17 protein-coding genes are annotated in these 23842 nt (G+C 61.2%); 9 read left to right on the top strand and 8 right to left on the bottom strand.

Going from position 1 to position 23842, the window contains the following annotated elements:
• Nucleotides 1–7 precede the first annotated feature (7 nt).
• The 8 genes from nadA to HHJ06_RS06180 all read left to right on the top strand — a co-directional run bounded on the left by nadA (nt 8) and on the right by HHJ06_RS06180 (nt 8995).
• On the top strand, nt 8–943 hold the full coding sequence (gene nadA, locus HHJ06_RS06215; protein ID WP_215428488.1) for a quinolinate synthase NadA: 936 nt from the start codon (nt 8–10) through the stop codon (nt 941–943).
• 17 nt (nt 944–960) lie between these two features.
• The gene (locus HHJ06_RS06210; RefSeq protein WP_215428487.1) at nt 961–1959 is read left to right on the top strand and encodes an SAM-dependent methyltransferase; all 999 of its coding nucleotides are present in this window, start codon (nt 961–963) and stop codon (nt 1957–1959) included.
• Nucleotides 1960–2448: 489 nt separating this feature from the next.
• A complete protein-coding gene (gene nuoB, locus HHJ06_RS06205; protein ID WP_215428486.1) occupies nt 2449–3030 on the top strand; it encodes an NADH-quinone oxidoreductase subunit NuoB in 582 nt (193 codons plus the stop codon).
• Between the two features lie 55 nt (nt 3031–3085).
• Complete coding sequence (locus HHJ06_RS06200) at nt 3086–3670, top strand: NADH-quinone oxidoreductase subunit C (protein ID WP_215428485.1); 585 nt, start codon at nt 3086–3088, stop codon at nt 3668–3670.
• 35 nt (nt 3671–3705) lie between these two features.
• Nucleotides 3706–4518: an RbsD/FucU domain-containing protein gene (locus HHJ06_RS06195; RefSeq protein ID WP_215428484.1), complete on the top strand. Its 813-nt coding sequence runs from the start codon at nt 3706–3708 to the stop codon at nt 4516–4518.
• Nucleotides 4519–4526: 8 nt separating this feature from the next.
• On the top strand, nt 4527–4826 hold the full coding sequence (locus HHJ06_RS06190; protein ID WP_215428483.1) for a hypothetical protein: 300 nt from the start codon (nt 4527–4529) through the stop codon (nt 4824–4826).
• Between the two features lie 15 nt (nt 4827–4841).
• The gene (locus tag HHJ06_RS06185; protein ID WP_215428482.1) at nt 4842–5969 is read left to right on the top strand and encodes an AMP-binding protein; all 1128 of its coding nucleotides are present in this window, start codon (nt 4842–4844) and stop codon (nt 5967–5969) included.
• Between the two features lie 251 nt (nt 5970–6220).
• On the top strand, nt 6221–8995 hold the full coding sequence (locus tag HHJ06_RS06180) for a tetratricopeptide repeat protein (protein ID WP_215428481.1): 2775 nt from the start codon (nt 6221–6223) through the stop codon (nt 8993–8995).
• Between the two features lie 89 nt (nt 8996–9084).
• Here the strand turns inward: HHJ06_RS06180 and HHJ06_RS06175 are convergent, their stop codons facing one another.
• The 8 genes from HHJ06_RS06175 to HHJ06_RS06140 all read right to left on the bottom strand — a co-directional run bounded on the left by HHJ06_RS06175 (nt 9085) and on the right by HHJ06_RS06140 (nt 23146).
• Nucleotides 9085–12765 (bottom strand): LamG-like jellyroll fold domain-containing protein, encoded by a 3681-nt coding sequence (locus HHJ06_RS06175; protein WP_215428480.1) that lies wholly within the window; start codon nt 12763–12765, stop codon nt 9085–9087.
• A gap of 164 nt (nt 12766–12929) precedes the next feature.
• Nucleotides 12930–13739, bottom strand: a complete 810-nt coding sequence (locus tag HHJ06_RS06170) for a PEP-CTERM sorting domain-containing protein (protein ID WP_215428479.1) — start codon at nt 13737–13739, stop codon at nt 12930–12932.
• A gap of 414 nt (nt 13740–14153) precedes the next feature.
• The gene (locus tag HHJ06_RS06165) at nt 14154–15476 is read right to left on the bottom strand and encodes a Gfo/Idh/MocA family protein (RefSeq protein ID WP_215428478.1); all 1323 of its coding nucleotides are present in this window, start codon (nt 15474–15476) and stop codon (nt 14154–14156) included.
• Between the two features lie 21 nt (nt 15477–15497).
• A complete protein-coding gene (locus tag HHJ06_RS06160; protein ID WP_215428477.1) occupies nt 15498–17600 on the bottom strand; it encodes a M3 family metallopeptidase in 2103 nt (700 codons plus the stop codon).
• A 155-nt stretch (nt 17601–17755) separates the two neighbouring features.
• Nucleotides 17756–19411, bottom strand: coding sequence for a tetratricopeptide repeat protein (locus HHJ06_RS06155; RefSeq protein WP_215428476.1), 1656 nt, complete (start codon nt 19409–19411; stop codon nt 17756–17758).
• Nucleotides 19412–19423: 12 nt separating this feature from the next.
• Complete coding sequence (gene argS / locus HHJ06_RS06150; protein ID WP_215428475.1) at nt 19424–21181, bottom strand: arginine--tRNA ligase; 1758 nt, start codon at nt 21179–21181, stop codon at nt 19424–19426.
• A 482-nt stretch (nt 21182–21663) separates the two neighbouring features.
• Nucleotides 21664–22188 (bottom strand): hypothetical protein, encoded by a 525-nt coding sequence (locus HHJ06_RS06145; protein ID WP_215428474.1) that lies wholly within the window; start codon nt 22186–22188, stop codon nt 21664–21666.
• A 94-nt stretch (nt 22189–22282) separates the two neighbouring features.
• Nucleotides 22283–23146 carry a hypothetical protein gene (locus tag HHJ06_RS06140; RefSeq protein WP_215428473.1) on the bottom strand — a complete coding sequence of 288 codons (864 nt, stop codon included), beginning with the start codon at nt 23144–23146 and terminating at the stop codon, nt 22283–22285.
• A gap of 191 nt (nt 23147–23337) precedes the next feature.
• On the opposite strand from HHJ06_RS06140, the gene HHJ06_RS06135 reads away from it, so the two are divergent.
• Nucleotides 23338–23838, top strand: a complete 501-nt coding sequence (locus tag HHJ06_RS06135; RefSeq protein ID WP_215428472.1) for a GNAT family N-acetyltransferase — start codon at nt 23338–23340, stop codon at nt 23836–23838.
• The last annotated feature ends 4 nt before the right edge of the window (nt 23839–23842 follow it).

Genomic DNA, 23842 nt, shown 5'->3' with positions numbered 1-23842 from the left:
TTCCCGCATGGCACCTTTTGACCTGAAAGAGGAAATTTTACGCCTGAAACAAGAACGCAACGCCATTATTCTGGCGCACAGCTACCAGACCGGGGATATCCAGGACATGGCCGACTACGTGGGCGATTCCCTGGGGCTGGCCTACAAGGCCCAGCATACGGACTGCGGCGTGATCGCCTTCTGCGGCGTCCATTTCATGGCGGAGACCGCCAAAATCCTCAATCCGGACAAAACCGTCATCCTGCCGGACGCGGACGCCGGGTGCTCCCTGGAGGCCTCCTGCGACGCCGGGGAACTGGAAGCTTTTCTAAAAGAGAACGCCCATAAGAATTATTACGTGGTGGCGTACGTGAACTGCTCCATCGGCGTGAAGGCGCTGGCGGACGTGATCGTCACCTCCGGGAATGCCGTGAAGATCGTGTCCCAGGCTCCGGAGGACCGCCCCATCCTGTTCGTGCCGGACCAGAACCTGGGCGCCTGGGTAGGCCGCCAGCTGAACCGCCCCATGGAGCTGTGGAACGGCGCGTGCCACGTGCACATGGAGTTTACGCGGGACCAGATTCTGGCCCTGAAGGAGAAGCACCCCGGCGCGCCGGTGGTGGCCCACCCGGAGTGCACGGAGGCCGTGCGCCTTCTGGCGGACCACATCTGCTCCACGGAGAAGATGATTCCCTACTGCACGGAAAGCCCTGCCAGGTCCTTCATCATCGTTACGGAATCCGGCATCCTGCACCGCCTGCGCAAGCTGGTGCCGGGCAAGGAGTTCATCCCGGCCCCCACGGAGCAGTGCTCCTGCAGCACCTGCCCGTACATGAAGATGAACACGCTGGAAAAACTGTACCTGGCCCTGCGGGACCTTTCCCCCGCCGTGGAACTGCCGGAAGACCTGCGCAAGAGGGCGGAAGCCCCGCTGCTGCGCATGCTGGAGCAGTCCAAATCCTGACCCCCGTTTTCCCGCGCATGATACGCCTTTCCGACCACATCGCGGCCGCCGGCGGCTGGCTTTCCCTGGAAGCCTTCATGCAGCTGGCCCTGCACCACCCGCAGGAGGGGTATTACTCCGCCGCCATTGAGAACATCGGGAGCCGCGGAGATTTTTCCACCACTCCCACGCTGTCCCCCATTCTGGCAAAAGCCATCGCCGCCCGCTGGAAGGAGGCCTGCGCCCGCTGCGGCAAGCGGCTGCCCCTGCTGGAGATAGGCGCCGGCTCCGGCGCGCTGGCCGTCAAGGTCCTGGAACAGCTGGGTTTCTGGAACCGCCTGAATACGGATTACGTGATTGTGGAGTCCTCCCCCCGGCTGCGGGAATTCCAGCATCTGCTGCTCGGGAGCCAGGCCAGAATTTATGCCACCATGGAGAAGGCGCTGAAGCACTGCGGCGGCAGGGCCTTTATTTTTTCCAACGAACTGGTGGACGCCTTCCCGGCCCGCGTGTTTGAGTATACGGAACAGGGGTGGCAGGAGGTGGGCCTTGCCGTGAAGGACGGAGCCGTGCGGGAGGAACTGCGCCCCGTCCGCCAGAAGCCGCTTTTTTCCCATATGCTGGAGTACGATTCCCAGCCGGGGCAGCGCCTGGAGATTCATGATTCCTACGCGCGCTGGTTCACCGGCTGGCTGCCCCTGTGGAGCAAGGGAGTCATGACCATCGTGGATTACGGGGATGAAATGGAGCGCCTTTATTACCGCCGCCCCAAGGGTTCCCTGCGCGGGTATAAAAGCCACCAGGTGCTGACCGGGGAGGAGCTGTACCGGAACCCCGGCCTCACGGACCTGACGTGCGATGTAAACTTTACGGACCTGCTGGAGCTTTCCCGCAATTGCCTGGGGGATACGGTCACCCTGATGACCCAGCGGGACTATCTGCTCCCCTACGCGGAGAACACGCCGCAGGACGCCTTTCTGACGAATGAGGATGGCGCGGGCGGCCATTTCCATGTGCTGATTCAGGAACGGCTTTAAGACAGGTACGAACGCCGGAACCCGGGCGTACCCGGTCGGATGGGATGCGAAGCATGAAGCCCGCAGGGCGGTTGAATCTGAAAGATGAACGGATTCATGGAAGGCCTGTCTTCATCCCCTTCAAGAAGGGTCATACGTTAACAGCTCATCGTCAATACATAACAAATCCTTTTCCGCGCTTCTGTCATAAATTTCTCCACTTTTTGAACATCATGCCGTCACCGGGACTCTAACCTGCATCAGTAACAAACCGGGCGGCGGGAGGTAGAGAGACCGCCACCCACAATGGGGAGTTCTGAGTTTCATAGGTAATATAGTTGGATAAAAACCCGCACGGGGGAAACCCCGTGCGGGTTTATTCATCCCTGCTCCGGACCGCCCGGAAAACAAGGCCGGAACAGGCCGCAGAAAATCATGGCTGAACCAAATTAAGGCTTGAGAGTTGAGGGCATCTCGCTAATCTGGCTTCAGCAAGAATCATCTGTTATCATGGCCACCACGAACGAAACGAATATTTACGAAACAGGAGTACTGGACTCCAACGCGGAAGGCAGTTTTGTCTATACCACCCTGGACGCCGCCATCAACTGGATTCGTAAAAATTCCCTCTGGCCCATGCCGATGGGGCTTTCCTGCTGCGCCATTGAGTTCATGGCCGTGGCTTGTTCCCGGTATGACCTTTCCCGCTTCGGTTCTGAAGTGACGCGCTTTTCCCCCCGCCAGGCTGACGTGATGATCGTGGCCGGCACCGTTACCTACAAGATGGCCCTGGCCGTCCGCCGCATCTGGGACCAGATGCCGGAGCCCAAGTGGTGCATCGCCATGGGCGCCTGCGCCTCCACCGGCGGCATGTTCCGCTCCTATTCCGTGCTCCAGGGCGTGGACAAGATTATTCCCGTGGACGTTTACATTTCCGGCTGCCCCCCCCGCCCGGAAGCCATTCTGGAAGCGCTGCTCACCCTGCGCAAGAAGCTGGATACCCAGCAGCCCGCGCGCACCTTCTTCAAGAAGGAAGAGCCGCGCGAAGCCAACGCCCCCGTTCCGGTCGATACGGAAATGCCCCTCGAATAACACGCCAGCCCCCCGACTGTTTTCCTACCGTTCCACCTTTTACCATTCCTTTTTCATGCCTTCTCTAGAATCACAGATCAAGACCGCCGCAGACAACGCCCAGAAACGCTTTGGGAAAGACGTCATCACGGACCGCTATGAGTTCCGCGGAGACGTTACGCTGACCGTCGCACGCCACGCCGTGGCGGACGTCGTGCGCTGGCTGCGGGATTCCGCCGGATTTGACATGATCGTGAACCTTTGCTCCGTGGACAATATGGGAGAGAGCCCCCGCTTTGAAGTCAACTACACGCTGACGCAGGCGGAAACGGGCGTGAACCTGAGCCTCAAGACGAAGGTGGACGACGGTGAGGAAGTGCCCTCCGTCTCCGGACTGTTCCAGTCCGCCAACTGGCACGAGCGCGAAGTGTGGGACCTCATGGGCATTAAATTTTCCGGCCACCCGGATTTACGCCGGATTCTGATGTGGGAAGGCTATCCTTATTTTCCTTTGCGAAAGGATTTCCCGGTTCAGGGCGTACCTACTGAGTTGCCCGGCGTCGCCTTTACGGAGGCAGCCCCCACGCAGGGCGCGCCATTCGCCACGGAACAGGGCCGCTGCCCCAGTGCATGCCGCGAACCCCGGTCCCATAAATTCTAGCCCATTTTCCAGCCCCGCAAGGCGGGGCCCATCCCATGACCCGACTCCCCCTCATTCTGCCCGTGTGTATCATCAGCCTGCTCAGCGGCTGCCAGGACGCAAATCCGGCAGAGCAGGAATGGAGGGACCAGTTGTATAAAAATCTGGCGATCGTGGGAGCCAGAAACTGGATTGTCATTGCGGAGTCCTCCTTCCCCGCCTATACGGGCGCGGGCATCAAGACCATGGTTTCCGACAAGACGTCAGATGAAGTGCTCATGGACGTGCTGAACATGCTGGAGGAGGAGGCCCATGTGGTTCCCCGCATCATGGTCAGCTCCGAACTGCGCAGCGTCACGGAGGATTACGCTCCTGGCGTCAAGCGTTACCGCAATAATATCAACAAGATGCTTCCGGGACGCCAGCATTTTGAGTTGATGAGCCGCACGATCAATTCCCTGATCGAAGACGCCGCCAAGCAGTTCAACGTGCTGGTCATCAAGACCAGGACGTCCCTGCCCTATTCCAACATTTACATTGAACTGGATTCAGGGTACTGGAATTCGGAATCGGAGACGGCCCTGCGCAAGTCCCTGGAGGCCAAGGACGCGGCCAACCGCCGCGCGGCACAGGACACGGTGCTGGACGTCCCCCTTGCTCCGGGAGCGGCCCCCGCGCCCGCGACGCAAGCTCCCAAGGCAGGCCCCCAGACGCCGGGAACGCCTGCCGCCCCCACGGACAACCTGCCGGAGCTGCCCCGGGAAAACGGCCAGCCGGCCTCCCCCGCCGGAGACAAGGCTCCGGGAATTGCCCCTCCCCCCATCAAGGACCCGCTGGGCGGCAAGACCTCCATGGCAAGACTTTCATGAACCATCATATGGACAAGGCCACAGAAGAACGCCTCCGCGTGGAGGCATGGGTAGGGGACGCCATTCTGGCGCTGTACGTCAGGGAATGGATTCTGGCGGAGGAGGGAGCGATCAACGGAAAGCTTTTCATCGAGTTCACCAGCAATGATTTCCTGCGCCGCACCGGCAACGCCACAGGCGTGGAGGCGGAAATAGGCCGCACGTTCAAGACAGGCGGCTTGGAAGCGGCCTATGCGTGGATTGAGCACCATCTGAAACCCCGCATGGAGGAGCGCTGGCATACCCTGCGCAGGAACGCCTCCCGGTAAACCGCCGCGTCCGCCATGTCCGCCACCGGAACATCCCTGCCCTGGGACCGGGACAACGGCCCCTGCGTGATGGCGCCACCCCATTTGAAGGACTGGGGGGAACGTGCCGCGGCTTTTCTTTCCCGCCAGGGGATGGACAAGGCCGTTGCCTTTGCCACGTCCGGTTCTTCCGGTTCCCCGCCCAAAGCCATTTTATTCACCCGCCGCGCCCTGAACGCCTGCGCGCGCGGCGCGCTGGACCACCTGCACGCGGAACGCGGGGACTGGTGCTGCCCGCTGCCCGTCTGGCACGTGGGAGGCGCCATGATCCACCTGCGCGCCGCCCTGGCCGGGACCGCCGTCCATACGCTCCACGGCAAGTGGAATCCGCATGCTTATGCGGACCTGATGAAAAGTTCCGGGGCCCGCTGGTCCTCCCTGGTCCCCACGCAGGTTATTGACCTGGTCAGCCACCGCCTCCGGGCTCCGGCCACCGCCGGATGCATTATTGTGGGCGGGGGGGCCCTGGACCTGGAAACGGGGCGGAAGGCGCGCGCCCTGGGCTGGCCCGTGGTGCAGAGCTACGGCATGACGGAGTCCGGCTCCCAGCTGGCTACCGCCCTCCCCGGCGATCCCTACCACACGGACCGCCTTTCCCTTCTGCCGCACTGGGAGGCGGCAACGGATGAAGGTGGGCTCCTGCGCTTCCAGGGGGAAGGCAAGTTGTGCGGACGCCTGCTGACGCAGCCCGATGGAGGTTTTCTGCTGGAACGGGTAGCCCCGCAGGAGTGGTGGCGCACCCGTGACCTGGTGCGCCTGGAGGGGCGTCTGCTGACCTTCCTGCGCCGGGCTGACAGGCTCGTCAAGGTCCTGGGGGAACTGGTGGACCCGGATGCCGTTCAGGATGCTCTGCGCCGCAGCGTTCCGGAGGCCGTGGTGGAGGCCGTTCCGCATCCGCGCGCGGGAACCGAACTGGTTGCCTGCGGGCCTTCCGCGGCATTGCTGGAACAGGCCTGCCGTGAATGGAATGCGGCGGCTCCCGGCCCCCAGCGCATCCATTCCGTCATGGAGACGCCTATTCCCCTGACGGTGATGGGGAAACTGGACCGCAGCCGGCTGCGCGCCCTGCTGCGGGAACAGCCGGAAAAACGCCGGGAGGTTTAGTGAGCCGCCGGCCGCCGGAAGTTTTTATTTAAAATGGCGCGGGCCGGAGGGACGCTGCGGGCTTGAAATCCTCTGTTCCTTCCGCCCCTACCACCCGTGAAGCCCGCTCCTATGCCCCCGTCCGTACCCCCGGAGCCGTTTCAGGAGCCTGCTTTAAATTAAAGAACGTGACATAATAAATAGTTAAACATTCAGTCACGTGAAAAACGCTTGTAGGGCAGAGGTTTTTCCTGCTAGAAAAGAGCTGACCCATGCGTGCCCGTCTTCTGCTTATTCCCTTTATTTTTTCCCTCCCGGCCCACGCCCAGGACGCTCCGTCCCAGGCGCCCGCAAATCCGCCCGGACAGGCGGAGTCCGCCCCGGTCCGGGACCTTTCCCAACTGCCCATGGACGGCGGCTGGACGTATGGGGAACTGCTTGACAAGGCCGCCACGGGAGATTTCCGTGCCAACATGCTGGCCGGGGAGTACTGGATGGGACTTTATTACCTGAACCGCGGGGACCTGCCGCTGGCCTGCCTGGAACACATGCAGCATTTTTTCCGTGACGCGGCGACCGCATCCGGGCATCCGGCCCCCAGGCTCATGATGACGGACCCCTACGGGATTTTCGGCATTTTCAAGGCGCAAACCATGCAGCCGGAGCATGCGGAATGGCTGGAGGCCTGCCGCAAGCTGGCCGGGAAAGGGGACATGGACGCCGTCACCGCGCTGTACACCGTTACAGACCTGCCGGAGGCAGAGTTGAGGCGCTACCTGGCTCCCCTGGAGAAGAAAGCCGCCTCCGGCGACCAGGACGCGCTGGCCCAGCTCGCTTTCATCAAGGTGGACTGGCTGAAGGAAGACCCGGCCGCCGTTCTGGATTCCCTGATGAAGCACCGGAAAAACGCCAAAACGGTTCTTCTGGCCCGGATGGGGGAACTGGCCCATTTTCTGGGAAAGACAGCTTCCCCTGACCATCCGCGCCGGAAGGAGTGGCAGGAGCTGGCCTTTGAGACTCTTTCCAAAGCGGCAGAAGCGGGGCACGCCGCGGCCATCGCCATGCTTCCCACCCTGCCTGAAGAAATCCGCGGCGGGCTCAAGCAAGAATACCTCACGGAGCTTCTGGAGAGGGGGGACCTTCCCACCATGCTGGCCCTGATTTCCCGGGGCGCCAGCGGAACCCTCAAGCTGGAGAATGGGCAGGTAAAGCGCATCTGTGACAAAGCCCGGAAACTGGGGAGCAATAATGCCTATGCCTGGTACGCGCAGTGGATTTCCGAACAGAAGCCCCCGCAGGAACAGGAGCTGCGCAAAGCCGCTCTGGACCTGCTGGCCCTTCATGACGAACGGGGCATGCCCTTCCTAAAGGAACCGCTCACCCTGCCCCAGAAAAAGCTTAACCAGCTCCCGCCCTACGCCAAAACGCACAAGGAGCTGGAACTTGCCTCCCAGCTGGGAGACGCGGATTCCAGCGTCCAGCTGGGCGAGCTGTGGAAGGAGGAGCTTGCCAACACCATGGATTCCGTGGGGAAGGCCCATGAAGCGCGGGAGAACATGCGCACGTGGTACAAGCAGGCGGCGGAGGAAGGCCACCCCCTGGCCAAACTGCGCCTGGCCCAGATGGAGGACCCGGAGTTGATGGACAGGCCTGCCATGGAACCGGCCAAAACCCTGCTGAATGACTGCCTGGCGAAAGCCGCCACAGGGGATTTCATCACGCTGAGAGGCATTTCCGAGTACGTCACTCCGGAACAGTGGGAAGACCTGACCGCCGTTCTCCGCAAAAAAGCGCAGGAAGGGGACGCCCGCAGCCAGGCGGACCTGGCCTACCTGATGCTGTTCAGCTACAGGAGCGAGGAGTCCGGCTACCCGGAAGCCCTGGCCTGGGCCCGGCTTTCCGCCGGACAGGGGGACCCCTGCGGCATGTACGTGCTGGGCCGCGCCCTCATCTATGAATTCGGTCTGGAAAAGCGCATGGCGGAGGGGGATTCCTGGATGTTCCGGGGAGCCCTGAAAGGCCATGTGGATGCGGCGGACATGTGGAGTTCCAATAATGAAAATCTCCAGCCTTACAGCGCCATGATGCACGGACTGGCGGCGCGGGGGCATATTCCCTCCCTGCTCTTCCTGGCCAACCAGGCCGCCTATCCCCAGAATATGGAGGAAGCGGCGGTGCAGGATTCCTCCAGTTCCCCTTACCAGCAGGTGAAGCTGACCCTGAACGGAACGGATGAAAATACTCCCCCGTGGCTCAAAAAGCCGGGCGCGAAGAATAAGGCGGAAGATACCCTGACGGACGCCGGAGCCGTTCCGCCCTGGATGACGCCATCCGGCAAGGAACGCCAGGCCCCCGCCCCACAGGCCATTAACCCGGAGGCCGTGAAGCTGTGGGAACAGGCCGTGGAACTGGGCAGCCTGACCGCCCTGGACGAGCTGGCCAATTATTATGAAACCGTGGCCGGGAACATAAAGGACCCTGCGGAACGGCAGCAGCTCCTGGCTTCCGCCATGACGGCAGCCACCGCGCTGGTGAAAAAGGAGGATGTGCGCGGCCTCAAGAGGCTGGCCCGGTATTACGAGCAGGGAATCGGCGTGCAGCCGAACAAGGAGCTGCACAAGGATTACGTGCTGAAGGCCGCGGAGACGAAGGATCCGGAGGCCCTGGTGGAGAAGGCGCGCCTGCTCATCAAGGGAGAGGACATGGAGCCGGACCCCAAGGCGGCGCTTGATATTCTGACCAGGCTGGAGCAGAACCAGACCCATGCCGTGCCGGGCATGTATTTCCTGCTGGGCTACCTGCATGAGGAAGGCCTGGGAATACCGCAGGATACGGCGTTGGCCTACCAGTTTTACATTAAGGGCGCGGAACAGGATGACGCCAAGTCCATGAATAACCTGGGTTCCATGTATGAACGCGGAACGGGCGTGGCCAAGGACCTGGCCGAGGCGCAGAAGTGGTACGAACAGGCGGCGGAACTGGGGAATGAGGATGCCCGCGCCAATGTGGAGCGGGTGAAGGAAAAGATCAAGAAGAAGGGGAAATAGTTTCCTCTCCTGTTCCGGGAATACCACGGAACGGGGTGGGCCGCAGACCTCTGCGGCCCTTTCTATTTCACAAAGGGAGAGTAAAAAAGCTATTCCCGCGTCACTTTCAGGCGGAGGAAGCGGCGTCTCATTCCGCTCTCCTGCACGGGTTCCGTATCCCGGAATTCGGCGGACGTCTTTCCGGCGGTTTCCACTTCTCCCAAGGACGTCCAGTTGAGCAGGTCCGGGGAGACTTCCACTTCATGCCTTACTTCCACCGCCTGCGGGTTCACGGGCCAGCGCAGGACCATGTACATTTTTCCGTCAACGCCCTCTTCCGCCGTCACCTTCGTGACGCTTCCGCAGGGTTTCAGCGGGTCCAGGCCCGTGGCGTATTTCATCAGGTTGATGATGCCGTCCCCGGAGGGGGAGGCATCCGCAGCCGTCCGGTCCGCCGCGGCGTCCGGGGGGAAGGAGTCCTGCACCCATTTGTCGTAGCCCGCCAGGTCGGCCCCGGCCTGCGTGACGGTGACGGCGCATTCCTGCTTGTCGGAAGCGCGGAACACCACCGTTCCGGACCGTGCGGCGGCGGATTTGTTTTTCGCCGCCGTCAGGATGACCGTGGTGCGGCCAATGCCGGAGGCGGCGGAAACGGAAATCCATTCCGGAGATTCCGCCACCACCCAGCCCAGGGCTTCCTCTTCCATCTGCACTTCCACATCCACCGCGCCTCCGGCGGCGGGAACGGACGCCCCCACCCGGGACAGGCTGAACGGGGAGGCCGTCACGGGGAACGACGTGGAAGACACGTAGCGGTTGGCGGCGCGCAGCAGGGAGCGCCGGTCAAAGTAGTTGTTGCTTCCGGAGGCGTCCGCCACGTCCAGCCCCATGTCCCAGTACATGAAGCCCGCCAGCTTCTGGCCGCTGATGTATTTGGCTTTCTTTTTGACGGTGGTGACGCCGTTGTAATGCAGCGTCAGGTTCAGGCCGGAATAGGAATAAACGGCCGTGTCATTGTCAGGGTTGTCCGCTTCCGGGCAATTGGCGGCAATCTCCCTGTATCCCCTGATGTAGTCCCCCGGCTTTTTGCCGTCAGGCAGTCCGGAGGTTCCGGGCGTTCCCTGGAAAGGGGCGCTTAAAATGATCTTGTTGTCCGGGAAGCCCTGGCTCCGGAATTTTCCGCAGGCGGAAACCATGCTGTTATAAGTATTCACGTCAATGGACGGCCCGTAGTTCTGGAAGGTGAAGTAGTCCACATACTGCATGTACGCGGCAGGGAACCAGTAGGCGACGGTATGCAGGGAGATGGAAAAGAACATGTCCGGATTGGTCTCCCGGATGGCCTGGGCCAGCTGGCCGTAGTTGGTCCATTTCCCGTCCCCCTGGTACAGCCATTCAAAGTCCAGGTCCACGCCGTCCAGCGGATATTTTTTCAACAGGTCCCTGATGCCGTCCGCAAACCTCTGGCGGGCGGCGGCATTCGGCAGCATGGCGCTCCACGCTCCTCCGGCAATGCCCAGGCGGATGCGCATGCCTCCAACCCCTTCCGTCATGCTGCGCAGCGTGCGCACATGTTCCGCCCAGGAGGCGGTATCACGGCCAAAGACATCACTGTTCCCCCAGCGGGCCACAATGAGGCGGTCATTCCAGTTGGGCTGCACTTCCGTGCCCAGACGGTTGACGGGCCGGGCCAGATGCCACAGGCGCATGTCGTCTATTTTCCCCTTCAGGTTCCGGCCCACGACGGCATTCGGCGTGCCGTTCATCTCCCCGGCGGCAACCGCCGCCGTTTGCAGGGGGGAACCGTTCAGGTAAAAGACGCCCGTTCCCGCCGTGGAGTTGCGGATGAAGGCCAGCCAGAAATATTCGTTGAGGGCTACTGCGGGCAGGTCCGCCTCCCAGGCGGCGGTGGAGCCCGCTTGCAGGCGCGCCTTGTAATGGCCGTCCGCCCACGCCAGCGTCATGGACACGCTGTCGTTTTCAAACAGGGTGACATTCTGCTCCCCGGCGGATAGAGCCAGGTTCACTTCAATAGTGAACGCGTTGGCATTGCTGCCCGCCAGCAGCCCGTTGCCCACGTTCATATAAGCGTTTTCTCCGGTGAATTCCAGAACGTTCGTCCGCGTGCCGTCAGCGGGGAGAAGCTGCACGCCCCGGCTTTCCGTCACGTCGTTGTCCGGGTAGGAAAAGCTGATGTCCCCGTTGGCGGCGGCGGAAGCGGCGCCGATGTAAATGAGGTCGGAGTTATTGATCATGTGGGGGCGGGAGGGCCAGTTCCACATGATATGGCTTTCACGGACGTATCCGGTCACCAGCATGTACCGGAAGGTGTTGTTGTCCGTGACGATGGAGAATTCCGCTCCGGGCGGCGTCACCGCCTGGTAAGGCCGGGTGAAGGAACTGCCCGTTTTGTCCGCAAATTCCGTCCATTTGGCATCCCGGAAGTCCCCGTCCAGCCTCCATAATCCTATCAGGCGGCCATACCTGGGGTGTGCCATGGGCAACGGCCCCGTCAGGAAAAAGTCATCCGCCTCCGCCCCCAGCTCCGCATTCCAGAGCCGCAGTTCATCCCGGGCGCCCTTGAACTGCGCCGCCAGCTCCAGCCCGGTCCAGCCGTTTTTCATGGCAGCGAGGTAAGGCGCGGCGGGAGCGGTCCCCGCCAGCATTCCGTCCACATACAGGCTGACGTTTTCCGCCCCCAGGGATACCGCCACATGGCGCCAGGTTCCGGCGGCAAAGGACTGGCCGGAAGCCTCCAGGGAGGCGGGAGTTTCCGCATTCCCCGCTTCCAGGCGCAAACGGCCCCCGTTCAGGGAGAGCGTGGAAGACCCCAGGGAAAGTATGGCGCCGGAGGCGGCGTCCTCATCCGGCCTGATCCACAGCTCACAGGTCATTTCCCCGTTTCCGGTCCAGGCGTCCGCAGGAACGGGAAGCGCCACCGGGGAGGAAAGAACGGTCAGCGCCTTGTTATGCAGCACGCTGACGGGCCGCGGCTCCGGAGCGGGAGGGGCCGCAGTATCATCCGTACGGACAGTCAGCGCATTCAAATTCATGGAGCCTGTTCCGGCGGAGCTGCCTTCCTTCACCACGTCAAAAACGAGCGTCCCCGCCTCATCCGCTTCCGCAGTCCATTCCACCGCCATGTAAGTATCCGCATCCGCCGTGTTGACGCCCCCCTTCCATTTGCCGTCCGTCCGGGAACCGGTGGAGGTCTGAAGGGCCTTCACGTCCACATGCCCTCCGGATACCAGGGAAACGGACTGGTACGCAGGCCTTCCGTTGCCCAGGAAAAAGGAAACGGCATATTCCTTGCCCGGAGCCAGTCCGGAAAGGGAGACCCGTACCGTACCGGCCCGGACCGCCATGCCGTTGGTGAACAGCATCAAACTTGTATTAAGGGCCTCCCCATGATTCGGGAAGGTGAAAACGCTTTCCGCCTCCAGCACGCCCCCCGCCTGCGTTCCCCGGGTTTCCCCCTTTTCCCGCCACGTGGAATTGGCGTTGTTGTAACACATGTTTCCCACGCTTGCCTCCGACTTGGCCGCCACCGCCAGATACACGGAACGCCCGAACAATGTTCCGGCCAGAACGGGGGAGGAAGAGGCTTCCAGATTATTTCTTCGCAGGGGCACGCTTTTCAGCGTGGCGGACGGGGCGGTGGTCACTACCCCCATATTCGTCCATCCCGGCTGCGCCGCAGAGGAGGCATTGCCGAAATCCACGCCGAAGGATTCCACCGTTCCCCCTCCCTGCGCCAAATTCCCCAGAGCGCAAAGAGCGGAAACAACCATGACTCCCAAAAGAAAGAAGAGAGATTTCCTTTTCATAGATATAAAGTTACTACATAATCTAACAAATCAAGCTCTGCAAATAAAAAATGCCGGAAAGGGGGATGGCAGCTGCCATGCTCTTTCATCCCTCCTTTCCGGTTATCTCGTCAAAAAACTGAATGTTCCTATCTTTTGCGCCGCCGCAGCATCAATGCGGCCAGGGCGACCAGCCCCAGAGACGCCGTAGACGGTTCAGGAATGGGCTCGGTCGCCAGCATGAACCCGTTTAAAGCAACATCCCCGCTTAAAACATCCGCGGCCACGCCTGCGGCGCGTTCATAAGTGAGCGTCACCTGGCCGGAGCCGTCCGTAGTGAAGGCCCATTCCATCCCCACGCCGGAGGAATCCGTCGTTCCCTGAAAGGTTGAACCGGCCACCGTTCCCGCACCTTCATAACCGTCCATCAGGCTGCCGGTGACGTCACTGACGCCGCCTGAAAGAGTCATGCTGGTTTTATTAGTGGAGAAGCCGCTGTTGCCCAGAACGTAGAGATAATAGGTGGTATTGGCCGCCAGGCCGCTCAATGTGAATTGCAAGCCGACGGCCTGAGTTTTCACCCCGTTGCACTTGCCGTTGATGGAAGAGTACGTTACGGTGTCCGGGAACAGGGAGTTCAGGGAGGGAGCCGTTCCTGCCGCGTCCAGATACCCCGCATTCATGGCGGCGGTGCTTTTATAAGCCATGCTGAGCGTGATGTCCCGGCCATCCAGATTGCCGAGAACGAGGGAGGAGGAAACAGCGCCCCCGTTTTTGCTCAAGGAAGCAATGGGAGTGTAGGAGGTGGCTTTTCCTCCCGTGATGGAGGTCGTTTGAGTAGCCACACTGATCCAATCCGAATCCCCGGCGGAGGAAGACCCCAGATTGATTTTCAAGGAAGCCGCAGAAGCCGCGGAGACGGCCCCTGCCAATAATAGCAGAATGAATGATTTCTTCATGGTTTTAACCAATTCACAAGATATATGCCGGATTTGGAATCCGTGATCAGTCAGAGCCGCCATCAAGGATGCCTATGATAGGGACCATAAGGATAATAGGGGCAAGAGGGCAATTTTGCCATCCTCTATTATCCCTATCATCCTTATATTCCCTATTACCCCTAAACAACTTTCCTCCAGATTTTTCCCTTGACTTCGGATTCCAAATCCGTCCGATTTATAACTTCATCATGACCAATAAGTTATTTTTTATGATTTAAAACCGGAAGAATCATGATTTACGAACTTGGCCAATTATTCTGCCTTTTCATGGTGGAATAAGTTTTCAACCATCAACGGTTCCAGCCCCGGAATCAACAGAAAACGGACGGTTTCCCGTCCGTTTTCTGGAAATTGAGGCGTTGAATTACCGGATCAATAGTCCAGTTCACCCCTCATGACCCGGCGCTCGAATTCGGCCACGTCCACTACCTGGCCGGTCAGCCGGGCGTGTTCCGTGGCAAAGGCCATCACATGGGAGTGGGCGGATTCTTCAATGGAAGTGGTCATGTCCGCCGGGGTGGGCACCGTCAGCATGTCGTCATAAAGGGCGTCCACCAGTCCCCAGTCGCCGCCGCCGTGGCCCTGGTAGCCTCCGGCCAGTTCTTCCAGCTCCACCATGCGGGTTTTTCCGCCAAAGTGGGGCGTGACGGTGATTTCACCGGGGCCGTTTTCCTTGTAGAAGGCTCCGGCGCGGATTTTGCCCTTGGTGCCGTATACCTCGATATGGCGGCCCTGTTCAAAGGCCGTCATCGTGAAGGTGCCGGTCAGCCCCCCTTCAAAGCGCATGATGGAAACCTGGTGGTCCGGCTGGTCGTTGTCGCACTGGAGGTAGTCCCTGCCCCACGGCGAGGTTTTGAGCCACTCGCAGATTTCCTCCGCCGTGGCTTCCTGCGCGCGGTCGTAGACCATGCCCAGCCAGCGCTTGCATTCGTCATCCGTGGCGTATTTGCGGGCGTCCCAGGGGTCTTCCCCCACCGGGGAGGTCCAGTCCGTGCAGCGTTCCGGCCGGGGGGAGGAGAGCGTTTTTTTCGTGAAGAAGGTGAGCTCCCCGAAGCTGGCGACGGAGAGGCATTTGCGCCGCCCCATGAGCCAGTAGAGAATGTCCATGTCATGGCAGCATTTGGCCACGATCATGGGGGTGGAGGTTTTGCTGTTGCCCCAGTGACCGCGCACGAAGGAGTGGGCGAAGTGCCACGCCCCCACGCCTTCATTGGCATTGAAGGTGATGACGTCCCCTATTTCCCCGCTGGCGATGATTTTTTTCAGGGTGCGGTAGAACTGGGTGTAGCGCAGCACGTGGCACACGGCCACGCGGCGCTTCAGCTGGCGCGCCATGTCACGCAGTTCCAGCGCTTCCCTCAGCGTCTTGGCGATGGGTTTTTCCAGCAGGACGTGGTAGCCCAGCTCCATGGCTTTTTTGCACGGGGCGTAGTGGTAGTCGTCCTGCGTGCCGATGATGGCTACGTCCGCCAGGCGCGGTTCCTCCAGCAGGGAGGCGGCGTCCTTGAACAGGCGGATGGAGTCCCGCTCCTCCTCCGGGGCAAAGTCACGCACGGCTTCCGTGCGCTGCTTCACGGGGTCCGACGCGGCGGCAATGCGGTAGCGGTCTTTTTGTTCCATGGCCAGCTTCATGTAGGTGCGCGTACGGGAGCCGCACCCGATGCCGGCGAGAGAGAGTCTTTTTTGTTCAGGCATGAGAATTATATGATCAATTGATTAAAGAACTCCGGATTTGACGAGCAGCGCTTCCGCGTCCGGATCACGGCCCATGAAGTCGCGGTAGAGTTCCGCGGCGGGCTTGCTGTTGCCCTTGCTGAGGATGCAGCGGCGGAAGTCGCGCCCGGTCTGCGGGTTCAGCACCCCTTCTTTCAGGAAGCGGCTGAAGGCGTCCGCTTCCAGCACTTCCGCCCATTTGTAGGAGTAGTAGCCGGAGGCATAGCCCGTGGGGTCCGCGAAGATGTGGGTCAGGCGGCGCGCCACGGAGGGGCCGCGGTGGGTCATGGGCACCCGGTAGTCCGCCAGGATGCGCTCATCCGTTTCTTCCAGCGGAACGCCCTTGTACTGCGGCCAGTTCACGTGAAGCTCCAGGTCCAGCTTGCCGAAGCAGAGCTGGCGCATGAAGTCCGTGCCGCTCATGTAGTTGCGGGCGGCGCGCATTTTGGAGAAGAGTTCATCCGGGATTTTTTCACCCGTCTCATAGTGCGCGGCAAAGAGGTCCACGGATTCCCGCTCCCAGCACCAGTTTTCATTGATCTGGGAGGGCAGTTCCACAAAGTCCCAGGCCACGTTGGTGCCCGCCAGGGATTTGACCTCCACATCGGAAAGGAGCTGGTGCAGCAGGTGGCCGAATTCATGGAAGATGGTTTCCACCTCCCGGTGGGAGAGCAGCGCGGGCTTGTCCCCCACGGGCTTGGTCATGTTGCCGACCATCAGCCCCACGTGCGGAACGCGGGGCTTGCCGCCGTGCGGGGGTTCCCCCACGCTCAGGTAGTTCATCCACGCCCCGGCGCGCTTGGAGTCCCGCGGGTGCCAGTCCGCATAAAAGGAGCCCAGGTGCTCCCCGCTTTCCGCATCATGCAGTTCATAGAACAGCACGTCCGGGTGCCATACTTCCACCGCGCCTTCCGGCACTTCTCCGGGTTCTCCCGGCTTGAAGGCCACTGTGGGGCGCGGCGTTACCGTGATGCCGTACAGGCCGGAGTAAATGGAGAAGAGGCCGTCCATCACCTTTTCCACGGAGTAGTACGGCCGCAGGTCTTCCTCATCAAAGGCGTACAGCTCGCGGCGGCGTTTTTCAGACCAGTAGCCGGTTTCCCACGGGGAGAGTTTTTCCACGGGTTTTCCGGTTTTTTCCTCCTTGTAGAGGCGTACGGCTTCCATGTCTTTCAGGAAGGAGGGCTTCACCTTGTCGTGCAGGTCGTTGATGAAGTCCAGGGCGTTGGCGCCGCTCCCGGCCATGCGGCGGGAGGTGGCGTAGTCCGCAAAGCACCCGTATCCCAGCAGGCGGGCCTTTTTATCCCGCAGTTCCAGGATTTCCGCAATGAGGGCCTCGTTGTCGTATTCCCCGTCCTTCCCGATGGAGCAGGAGCCTTCCCACATTTGACGGCGCAGCCCGTCCGAGTCCGCGAACTGCATGACGGGCTGGAGGGAGGTGAATTTCTGCGTAAAACGCCAGCGGGGGGCTTCTTCCGTGCCGTGGCCATTGGCCAGGGCGTCCAGCCGGGCGGCCTCCTTCGCGGAGTCCGGCAGGCCGGAGAGTTCCGCTTCATCTTCCACGATGAGTTCCCAGGCGTTGGTGGAGTCCAGCACGTTTTCCGCGAATTTCTTGGTCTTCAGGGAGAGCCGGGCTTCTATTTCCGCATATTCCGGCTTCACGCCGTCCGGCAGGTCCGCCCCGCTTTCACGGAAGTCCGCCAGGGTTTCCTGAATGAAGCGCTGCCTGACGGGGGAGAGGTCTTTCACCCAGTCACAGGCCGCGGCGGCTTTCAGGACCGTCCACAGGCACGGGTTCAGCGGCACGGAGGAGGAGAAGGCCACCACCTCCGGCAGCATTTCACCGATGGCTTCACGCTGGGAGGGTTCATCATTCACGGAGTCCAGATGCATGGCCCGGCCCCAGCCGAGGTGCAGGTCCTCCGAGGCTTTTTCCAGAGCGCCGAAGGTGCTTTCATAAGTGAGGGAGTCCAGGGGCTGGTCGCAGATGGCCTGGATGTTGGCTTTGGCGCGGGAGATGGCCTCCGTGATGTCAGGCTTGATGGCGTCCGGCGTGAGCCGTGACCAGGAGACCAGGAAGGAGGGGTCCAGATAGGGATGGTTCATATTTGATTGATGTATGTGGTTATTGAAATTGAATGGTTGCCGGAGTGTTGCAGCATCAGGAACGCCAGCGGAAATATATGTGTGCGAACCCGTTAAAGTTTCCCGATGAAGGCGGCGGGATTTCCGCCGGTTTCAATGTTCCATCAGTATCCATTTTATTTGGTTCGGTTCTTTTTCCGCGCCTGCGTTACGGGCGCGGCCTTTTCCTTGCCGCGGGCCTGGCTCATGGTGGCCAGTACCCCGGCGTGGTTGGGGAAGCGTTTCAGCGCCTGCCCGCACATGTCCGCGCATTCCCGGTATTTGCCGCCCTGGAGGTAGGCCTGGGCCAGCTTCCATTCCGCGGGGTACGGCACCACGGGGGGCAGCAGCAGGGAGGAATAACGCTGGCTCCGGATGGATTCCGACATCCAGACGTGGGCGGAGTCCGGGAACATGAGGGCACGGATTTCCGAGGAGTATAGGCTTCCCATTTGAAGACAGCGCGCCCAGTAGGAGAGGCTCATCTGGCGCCGGGCCGCTTCCGCGCCTTCCATGAACAGGCGCAGGATGCCGGACAGTTTGTCAAAGCCGGCCGCTACGGCGCCCGGCCTGCCCTGTTTGGCCGCGCAGCAGGCGCCCATGTACTGGGTGACCACCGCCGTCATGCCGTTGCTCAAGTCCGGAAATCCCTTGGGGAGCGGCCCCGGAGACGCCTTCAGCAGGTGCGCCTGCGCGGGAAGGGAGGGCCTGGCCAGCATGAGCCGGACGGGCAATGTCCTGGCCTCCCAAATTTGAAGGAGCGTGCCGGGGGCCAGGGGGTGTTCCCTGTCCAGCGGCATGGCGGCCGCCCTGGAGGCGATGGCCTCCGCCTTTTTGTAATGGCCCGCGCAGAATTCAGAGACGGCACGGTAAAGAATGGAACGGAAATAGGCGTCATTCAGCGCACGGGGCACGTTTTCCGTTTTTTCCCACGCCAGGCACAGGTTTTCAGAGGCCTGGAAGGCGGCGGAAGCTCCTTCATAGTCCCCCGTGCGGAACAGGCAGTGCCCCAGCAGATGCTGGGCGGAAGCGGAGAGGGGGTTGGCCGCGGCGGCCTTGCGGGCGGTTTCCACCGTCTCCGGAGAAATGACCGGGGCCACCTCCTCCAGCAGGACGCGCATGAACAGGGCCGCCTGGGAGTCCGGGCGTTCTTTCAGGACGGCGTCCACCACGCGGACGGCCTCCTTCTGCCCTTCTCCGGGGTTGCCGTCTCCGTCAAAACCGTCGCGCAGGAGCATGGCGTAAAAGAGGGGGGCGTAAGGATCGCGCTTCCAGGTGGAGCAGATGTTTTTCCATGATTCCCGCGCTTTCTCCGGGCCGTCCATCAGCAGCACGGCCAGGGCGTCCGCATAGGCGCGTTCCTGTTCCGGGCAGTCCGGGCGCAGCGCCAGCTCCTTCATGCGCTTCATGGATTGGACGCGCCGGGACTGGAATTCCGGGCCTGCGCCCATCAGGCTCATGCACCGCCCCCAGTGGGCCATCAGGCAGTCCGGGTCCAGCCGGAGGGCGCCGTCAAATTTCAGGGTGGCGCGCATGTCACCGAAGGTGAGCAGGTGCGTCATCCCCTCCAGCACCAGAATCTGAACGGCGGGAGAGGAGGAGCCTACCATCATCATCTCCACGCCGGGCGGGAGCACGGCTGGCTGGGCCGGAACGCCGGCGCGGAAGACGGCCTCCCGCCAGCCGTTCAGGGACGGACTGCTCATCCAGTACCCGTGTTCCCCGTCCGGAGCGGCGGAACAGCAGCCCGCCAGGGCGGCGGACAGGAGTACATGGCGGAAGGAGGCTTTCATGTCAGGAGCGGGTTACATTCTGTCCGGAAGCTGGATGCCCAGCAGGCCCAGCCCGTGCTTCAGGGTGCGGGCCGTCAGCTCGCACAGGGCCAGGCGGGAGTGACGCACGGCCCCTTCCGATTTCAGGACCGGGCACGCTTCATAGAAGGAATGGAAGGCGCGGGCCAGGTCAAAGAGGTAGGCGGCCAGCACGTTCGGGCGGCAGTCGTCCAGCACCTGGGGCACTACCTCCCCGTAGCGGGCCAGGAGCCGCGCCAGGTGGATTTCCGCATCTTCTGAAAGCTGAATGGGAGCGGACCAGTCCAGCGGGCTGCCGTCCAGCTTGCGGAAGATGGAACGGACGCGCACGTAGGAGTTCTGGAGGTACGGGGCCGTGTCCCCCTGGAGGGCCAGCATCTTGTCCCAGTTGAAGACGTAGTCCGTCATGCGGTTCTGGGAGAGCTCCGCGAACTTCACGGCGCCTATGCCCACGACTTTCGCCACGCGCTTTTTTTCCTCCTCCGGCATGTCCGGGCTCTTTTCCTCCACCACGCGGGCGGCGCGTTCTATGGCTTCATCCAGCACGTCCTGAAGGGAAACGGTATCCCCGGAGCGTGTCTTGAACGGCTTGCGGTCATCCCCCAGGATGGAGCCGAACGCGATGTGGCGGTAGTCCCCGTCCATGCCGCGGCGGCGCTGCGTGGAGAATATCTGGCGGAAATGCAGGGCCTGCGGGGCGCCCACCACATACCAGATGGAATCCGCTCCCCACGTTTTGATGCGGTGGTCCAGCGTCGCGAGGTCCGTGGTGGCGTACAGGAAGCCGCCGTCCGCCTTGCGGATGATGCAGGGGTTGGCGCGCCATTCCCCCTTGTCCTGCACCAGGAAGGGGTCTTCACTGGGCGGTACGGAGCCGTCGGAAAACACGCAGATGGCGCCGTCGCTCTCCCTGGCCATTCCGGCGGCAATCATGCCGTCCACCAGCGGTGCCAGGGCGTCGTTGTAAAAGCTTTCTCCCAGCCAGTAGTCAAAGTGAATGTCAAGCTGGTCGTAGATTTTGGAAAGGCCGGATTTGGAGACTTCCACGCAGCGCTTCCAGATCGCCAGGTTTTCCCCATCCCCGGCCTGGAGCTTCACCAGCTCCGCCTTGCAGGTATCCAGCAGTTCCGGCTTTTCCTTGCACATCAGGTTCACGTCCTTGTACACCCGCAGAAGCTCGTCAATGGGGTTGGCGGCCAGGGCCTGTTCATCCAGAATGTTCTTCCACCCCCACAGGATCATGCCGAACTGGGTGCCCCAGTCACCGATGTGGTTGTCCGTGATTACGTTGTGCCCCACAAAGCGGGCCACGCGGGAAAGGGCGTCCCCGATGATGGTGGAGCGGATGTGGCCCACGTGCATCGGCTTGGCGACGTTGGGCGCGGAGAAGTCAATGACGATCGTTTTGGGGTCCTGCACCTTCTCCACCCCCAGCCGGTCGTCCGCCAGCATGGCCAGCAGGCGCGCGGCGTAAAATTCCGGCCTGATGCGGAAGTTGATGAACCCGGGTCCGGCGATTTCCAGGGAACAGACGTCGTCCTGCCCCATCCGGTCCACCACCTGCTGGGCCAGAGCGCGGGGGTTCGTGCGGCACCGCTTGGCAAGCACCATGGCGGCGTTGCTCTGGTAGTCCCCAAACCGCAAATCCGCGGACGGCGTCACACTGGCGCAAAAATCAGCGGGAAGCTCCTCCCCCAACACCGCTTTCAACGCGGCGGACAACTTTTCTTCAAGAATTCCGGGTATGGTCATGTCTGCTCAGATGAACGGACATTCCACCGCCGTAGTCAAGGCGCAACTGTCATGAAGACATACCTTTTCCGGTAAAAACAACAGGACGGAGATTCCATCCCCGTCCCTCCCAGGCGAGCCGGGCGTCCAGCGCCCGAATCCGCCTTTTCCGTCAGCGTTCCTTTGCTAGAAGGAGCGCATTCTGGAAGACTTCAACCAGTCTTCCAGTTTCCTGGAGGCCTTTGCCTCTTTTTCACGTTTCTTTTCCGGCACGGACTTTCCGGAGAAAGCCTTCGCCAGAACCAATGCCAGTTTTCTTTTCATTTTCATTCTATTTTTTCTATAGGGTTTGCTCCCTCCGGAACGGGAGACATTCAGGGAGAATCCTCCCTCCCCTTCGGGGAACGCCGCCTACTTACTGTATGCAGGAAGTTTAGTCCACTAGAAAAAAAACGCTTCCTTGTCATACTAATTACAATAAGTAAAGCAGGCCGCGCAGGCCTTTAATCAAGAGACTTTTCCAGCAGGTCCGCATCCTTGGCCGCAGACGGGTCAAAGGGGCGGCCTATCTTCTTCATCTCCATTTCCACCCGCTGGTGTGACAAATTGTCCTCCAGCATGCCGTCCAGGGAGCGTTTCAGGGAAGCCAGGTTGGACGTGTAAAGCTTTTGCCGCGCCGCCGAGCGGGAGGCCAGGACGCCCTGCCGGTCAAACAGGGCCAGCACCGTATAGACGTCTCCGTTTTTGCCTCCGGCAATCAGATTGACTCCAAAGAGGGGGATGTTCCCCAGGAAGTTGTTTTTAGCCTTGCGGTAGCGGTAGGTCCACAGCGTCCCGTTTTTCATGGTGACTGCGTCGGAGGGCTGGCCCAGGACGTCGTAAACGTCCGCCTTGGAGGATTTTCCCGGAACCAGGGCGCCGTATGCCGCCGGGGACGCCACGGATTTGTTGCCGTAGGTGACGGAACAGGCGGAGAGCGCCAGACAAAGGGCGCCCATGAAGGGGAACAGGACGTAACGCATCTGCATGGCGGAAAGGTACGTTGGCGGGGCTTCAAGTCAATCCCGCAGCCCACCATTTCCCGCATGCGCCGGAAATATCCGCGCAGAGGAGATGCCTTACTCAGGCCTTCCCTTTCTCCCCAAAGTCATATTTTTCCGTTTTCCAGAGGAACATGCGGCGGTAGAGGTGGTATTCCGTCACGCAGAGGATGGGCATGCCGATGGTTCCGATGAAGGGCAGAAGGCGGAAGAGGTGGCGGCACAGGTAGAGCACCACCATCAGGAAGCTTTCCCTGAATACGGTCATGTACAGGGAGTACGGGTTGACGAGCGTTCTTTTGTACAGGGAGGAGGCCAGCAGGGGGCCGAGAATGGGAATGACGCCCAGCACCACCACGGCCGCAAAGGTCCATCCCCTGCGCCGGGCAATGTAATCATCATAACGGTCCACGGATTGCTCCCCCTGGAGCACCGCTTTTCCGCAGGCCGGGCAGTTCTGTTCCAGGGTAGGTTCATGGAGCGGCTGCCCGCAGTAGAAGCACCGCCGGTAGCTGCGGAGCACTTCCTCATGCCTTTTCCGCCCGGTGGACGGAATGACGGTGCGCAGCCTGGAGTAACCGATCCAGTTCAGGGCGCGGGGCTTTGGATTGGGCGTGCCGCACTTGGGACAGTGCAGGCCGCACGGGTACATCATGGTGCCGCACTTGGAGCAGAAGATGCGGTGGTCGTATTCCCGGCGGCGGCAAAAAAGGTAGTAGGCCCCCAGGGCCAGGCCGCCCAGCAGGCCCAGGGCGATCACCACCCACGGATAAAGCAGGCAGTAGGCCACCAGGTATTCCGTCCAGGAATGGTCGGAATGATGGATGAAGGATTCCGGACTGATGGGGTTCTGCGCCACGTCCGGAAGCTGGCTTACGTATTTTTCACCCATGTCCCTGAGCGGCCCCGCAGGGATCCATTGTTGTATGGGGATGGGTTCTCTCATGGTCTGGCATGCATGCAGGGTACACCATACAGACAGGATTCACCCCGGTTTCCGTTAAAAAAGCCTGTGCCATCCAGCATAAAACTCTCCTGCCGGAATAGGGAGGTGAAAGTAGGCCATGCCGGGAAATTCCCCCGGGAACCGGGAAGAGGCCCTTTTCATCCGGCGCTTTTCCGTGTAGTATTCCCGCCATGCCGACACTCCGCCAAGCCACCAAAGACGACATCATGCTTATTCATGAACTGGCCGGGCAGGCTTTCCCCGCCACTTACCGGGACCTCCTTTCCCCGGAGCAGATGGAGTTCATGATGGACTGGATGTATTCCCCGGCCAATCTGGAGAAGCAGATGGAAGAGGGGCACGTGTATTTCATCGCCTCCCATGACGGGGAGCACTGCGGCTACCTGTCCGTCCAGCCGGAAGGCCCCGGCGTTTTCCATTTGCAGAAGATTTACGTTCTGCCCGGTTTCCAGGGCCTCCACATCGGCAGCTACCTGTTCCGCCAGGCCATCAGCTACATCAGGAGCATTCACCCGGAGCCGTGCCTGATGCGCCTGAACGTCAACCGCTACAATACCCGGGCAGTGGAGTTTTACCAGCGCATGGGCATGCGGGAACTGGAACGCTGGGATTTCCACATCGGCCACGGCTATTACATGACGGATTACATCATGGGGCTGGACATTGCCTGAAACG

Source organism: Akkermansia muciniphila (assembly GCF_018709685.1).
Classification (GTDB): Bacteria; Verrucomicrobiota; Verrucomicrobiia; order Verrucomicrobiales; family Akkermansiaceae; genus Akkermansia; species Akkermansia muciniphila_E.
Note: the sequence above shows the minus strand (reverse complement) of the source record. Positions and strands in the feature narration are given on the sequence as shown.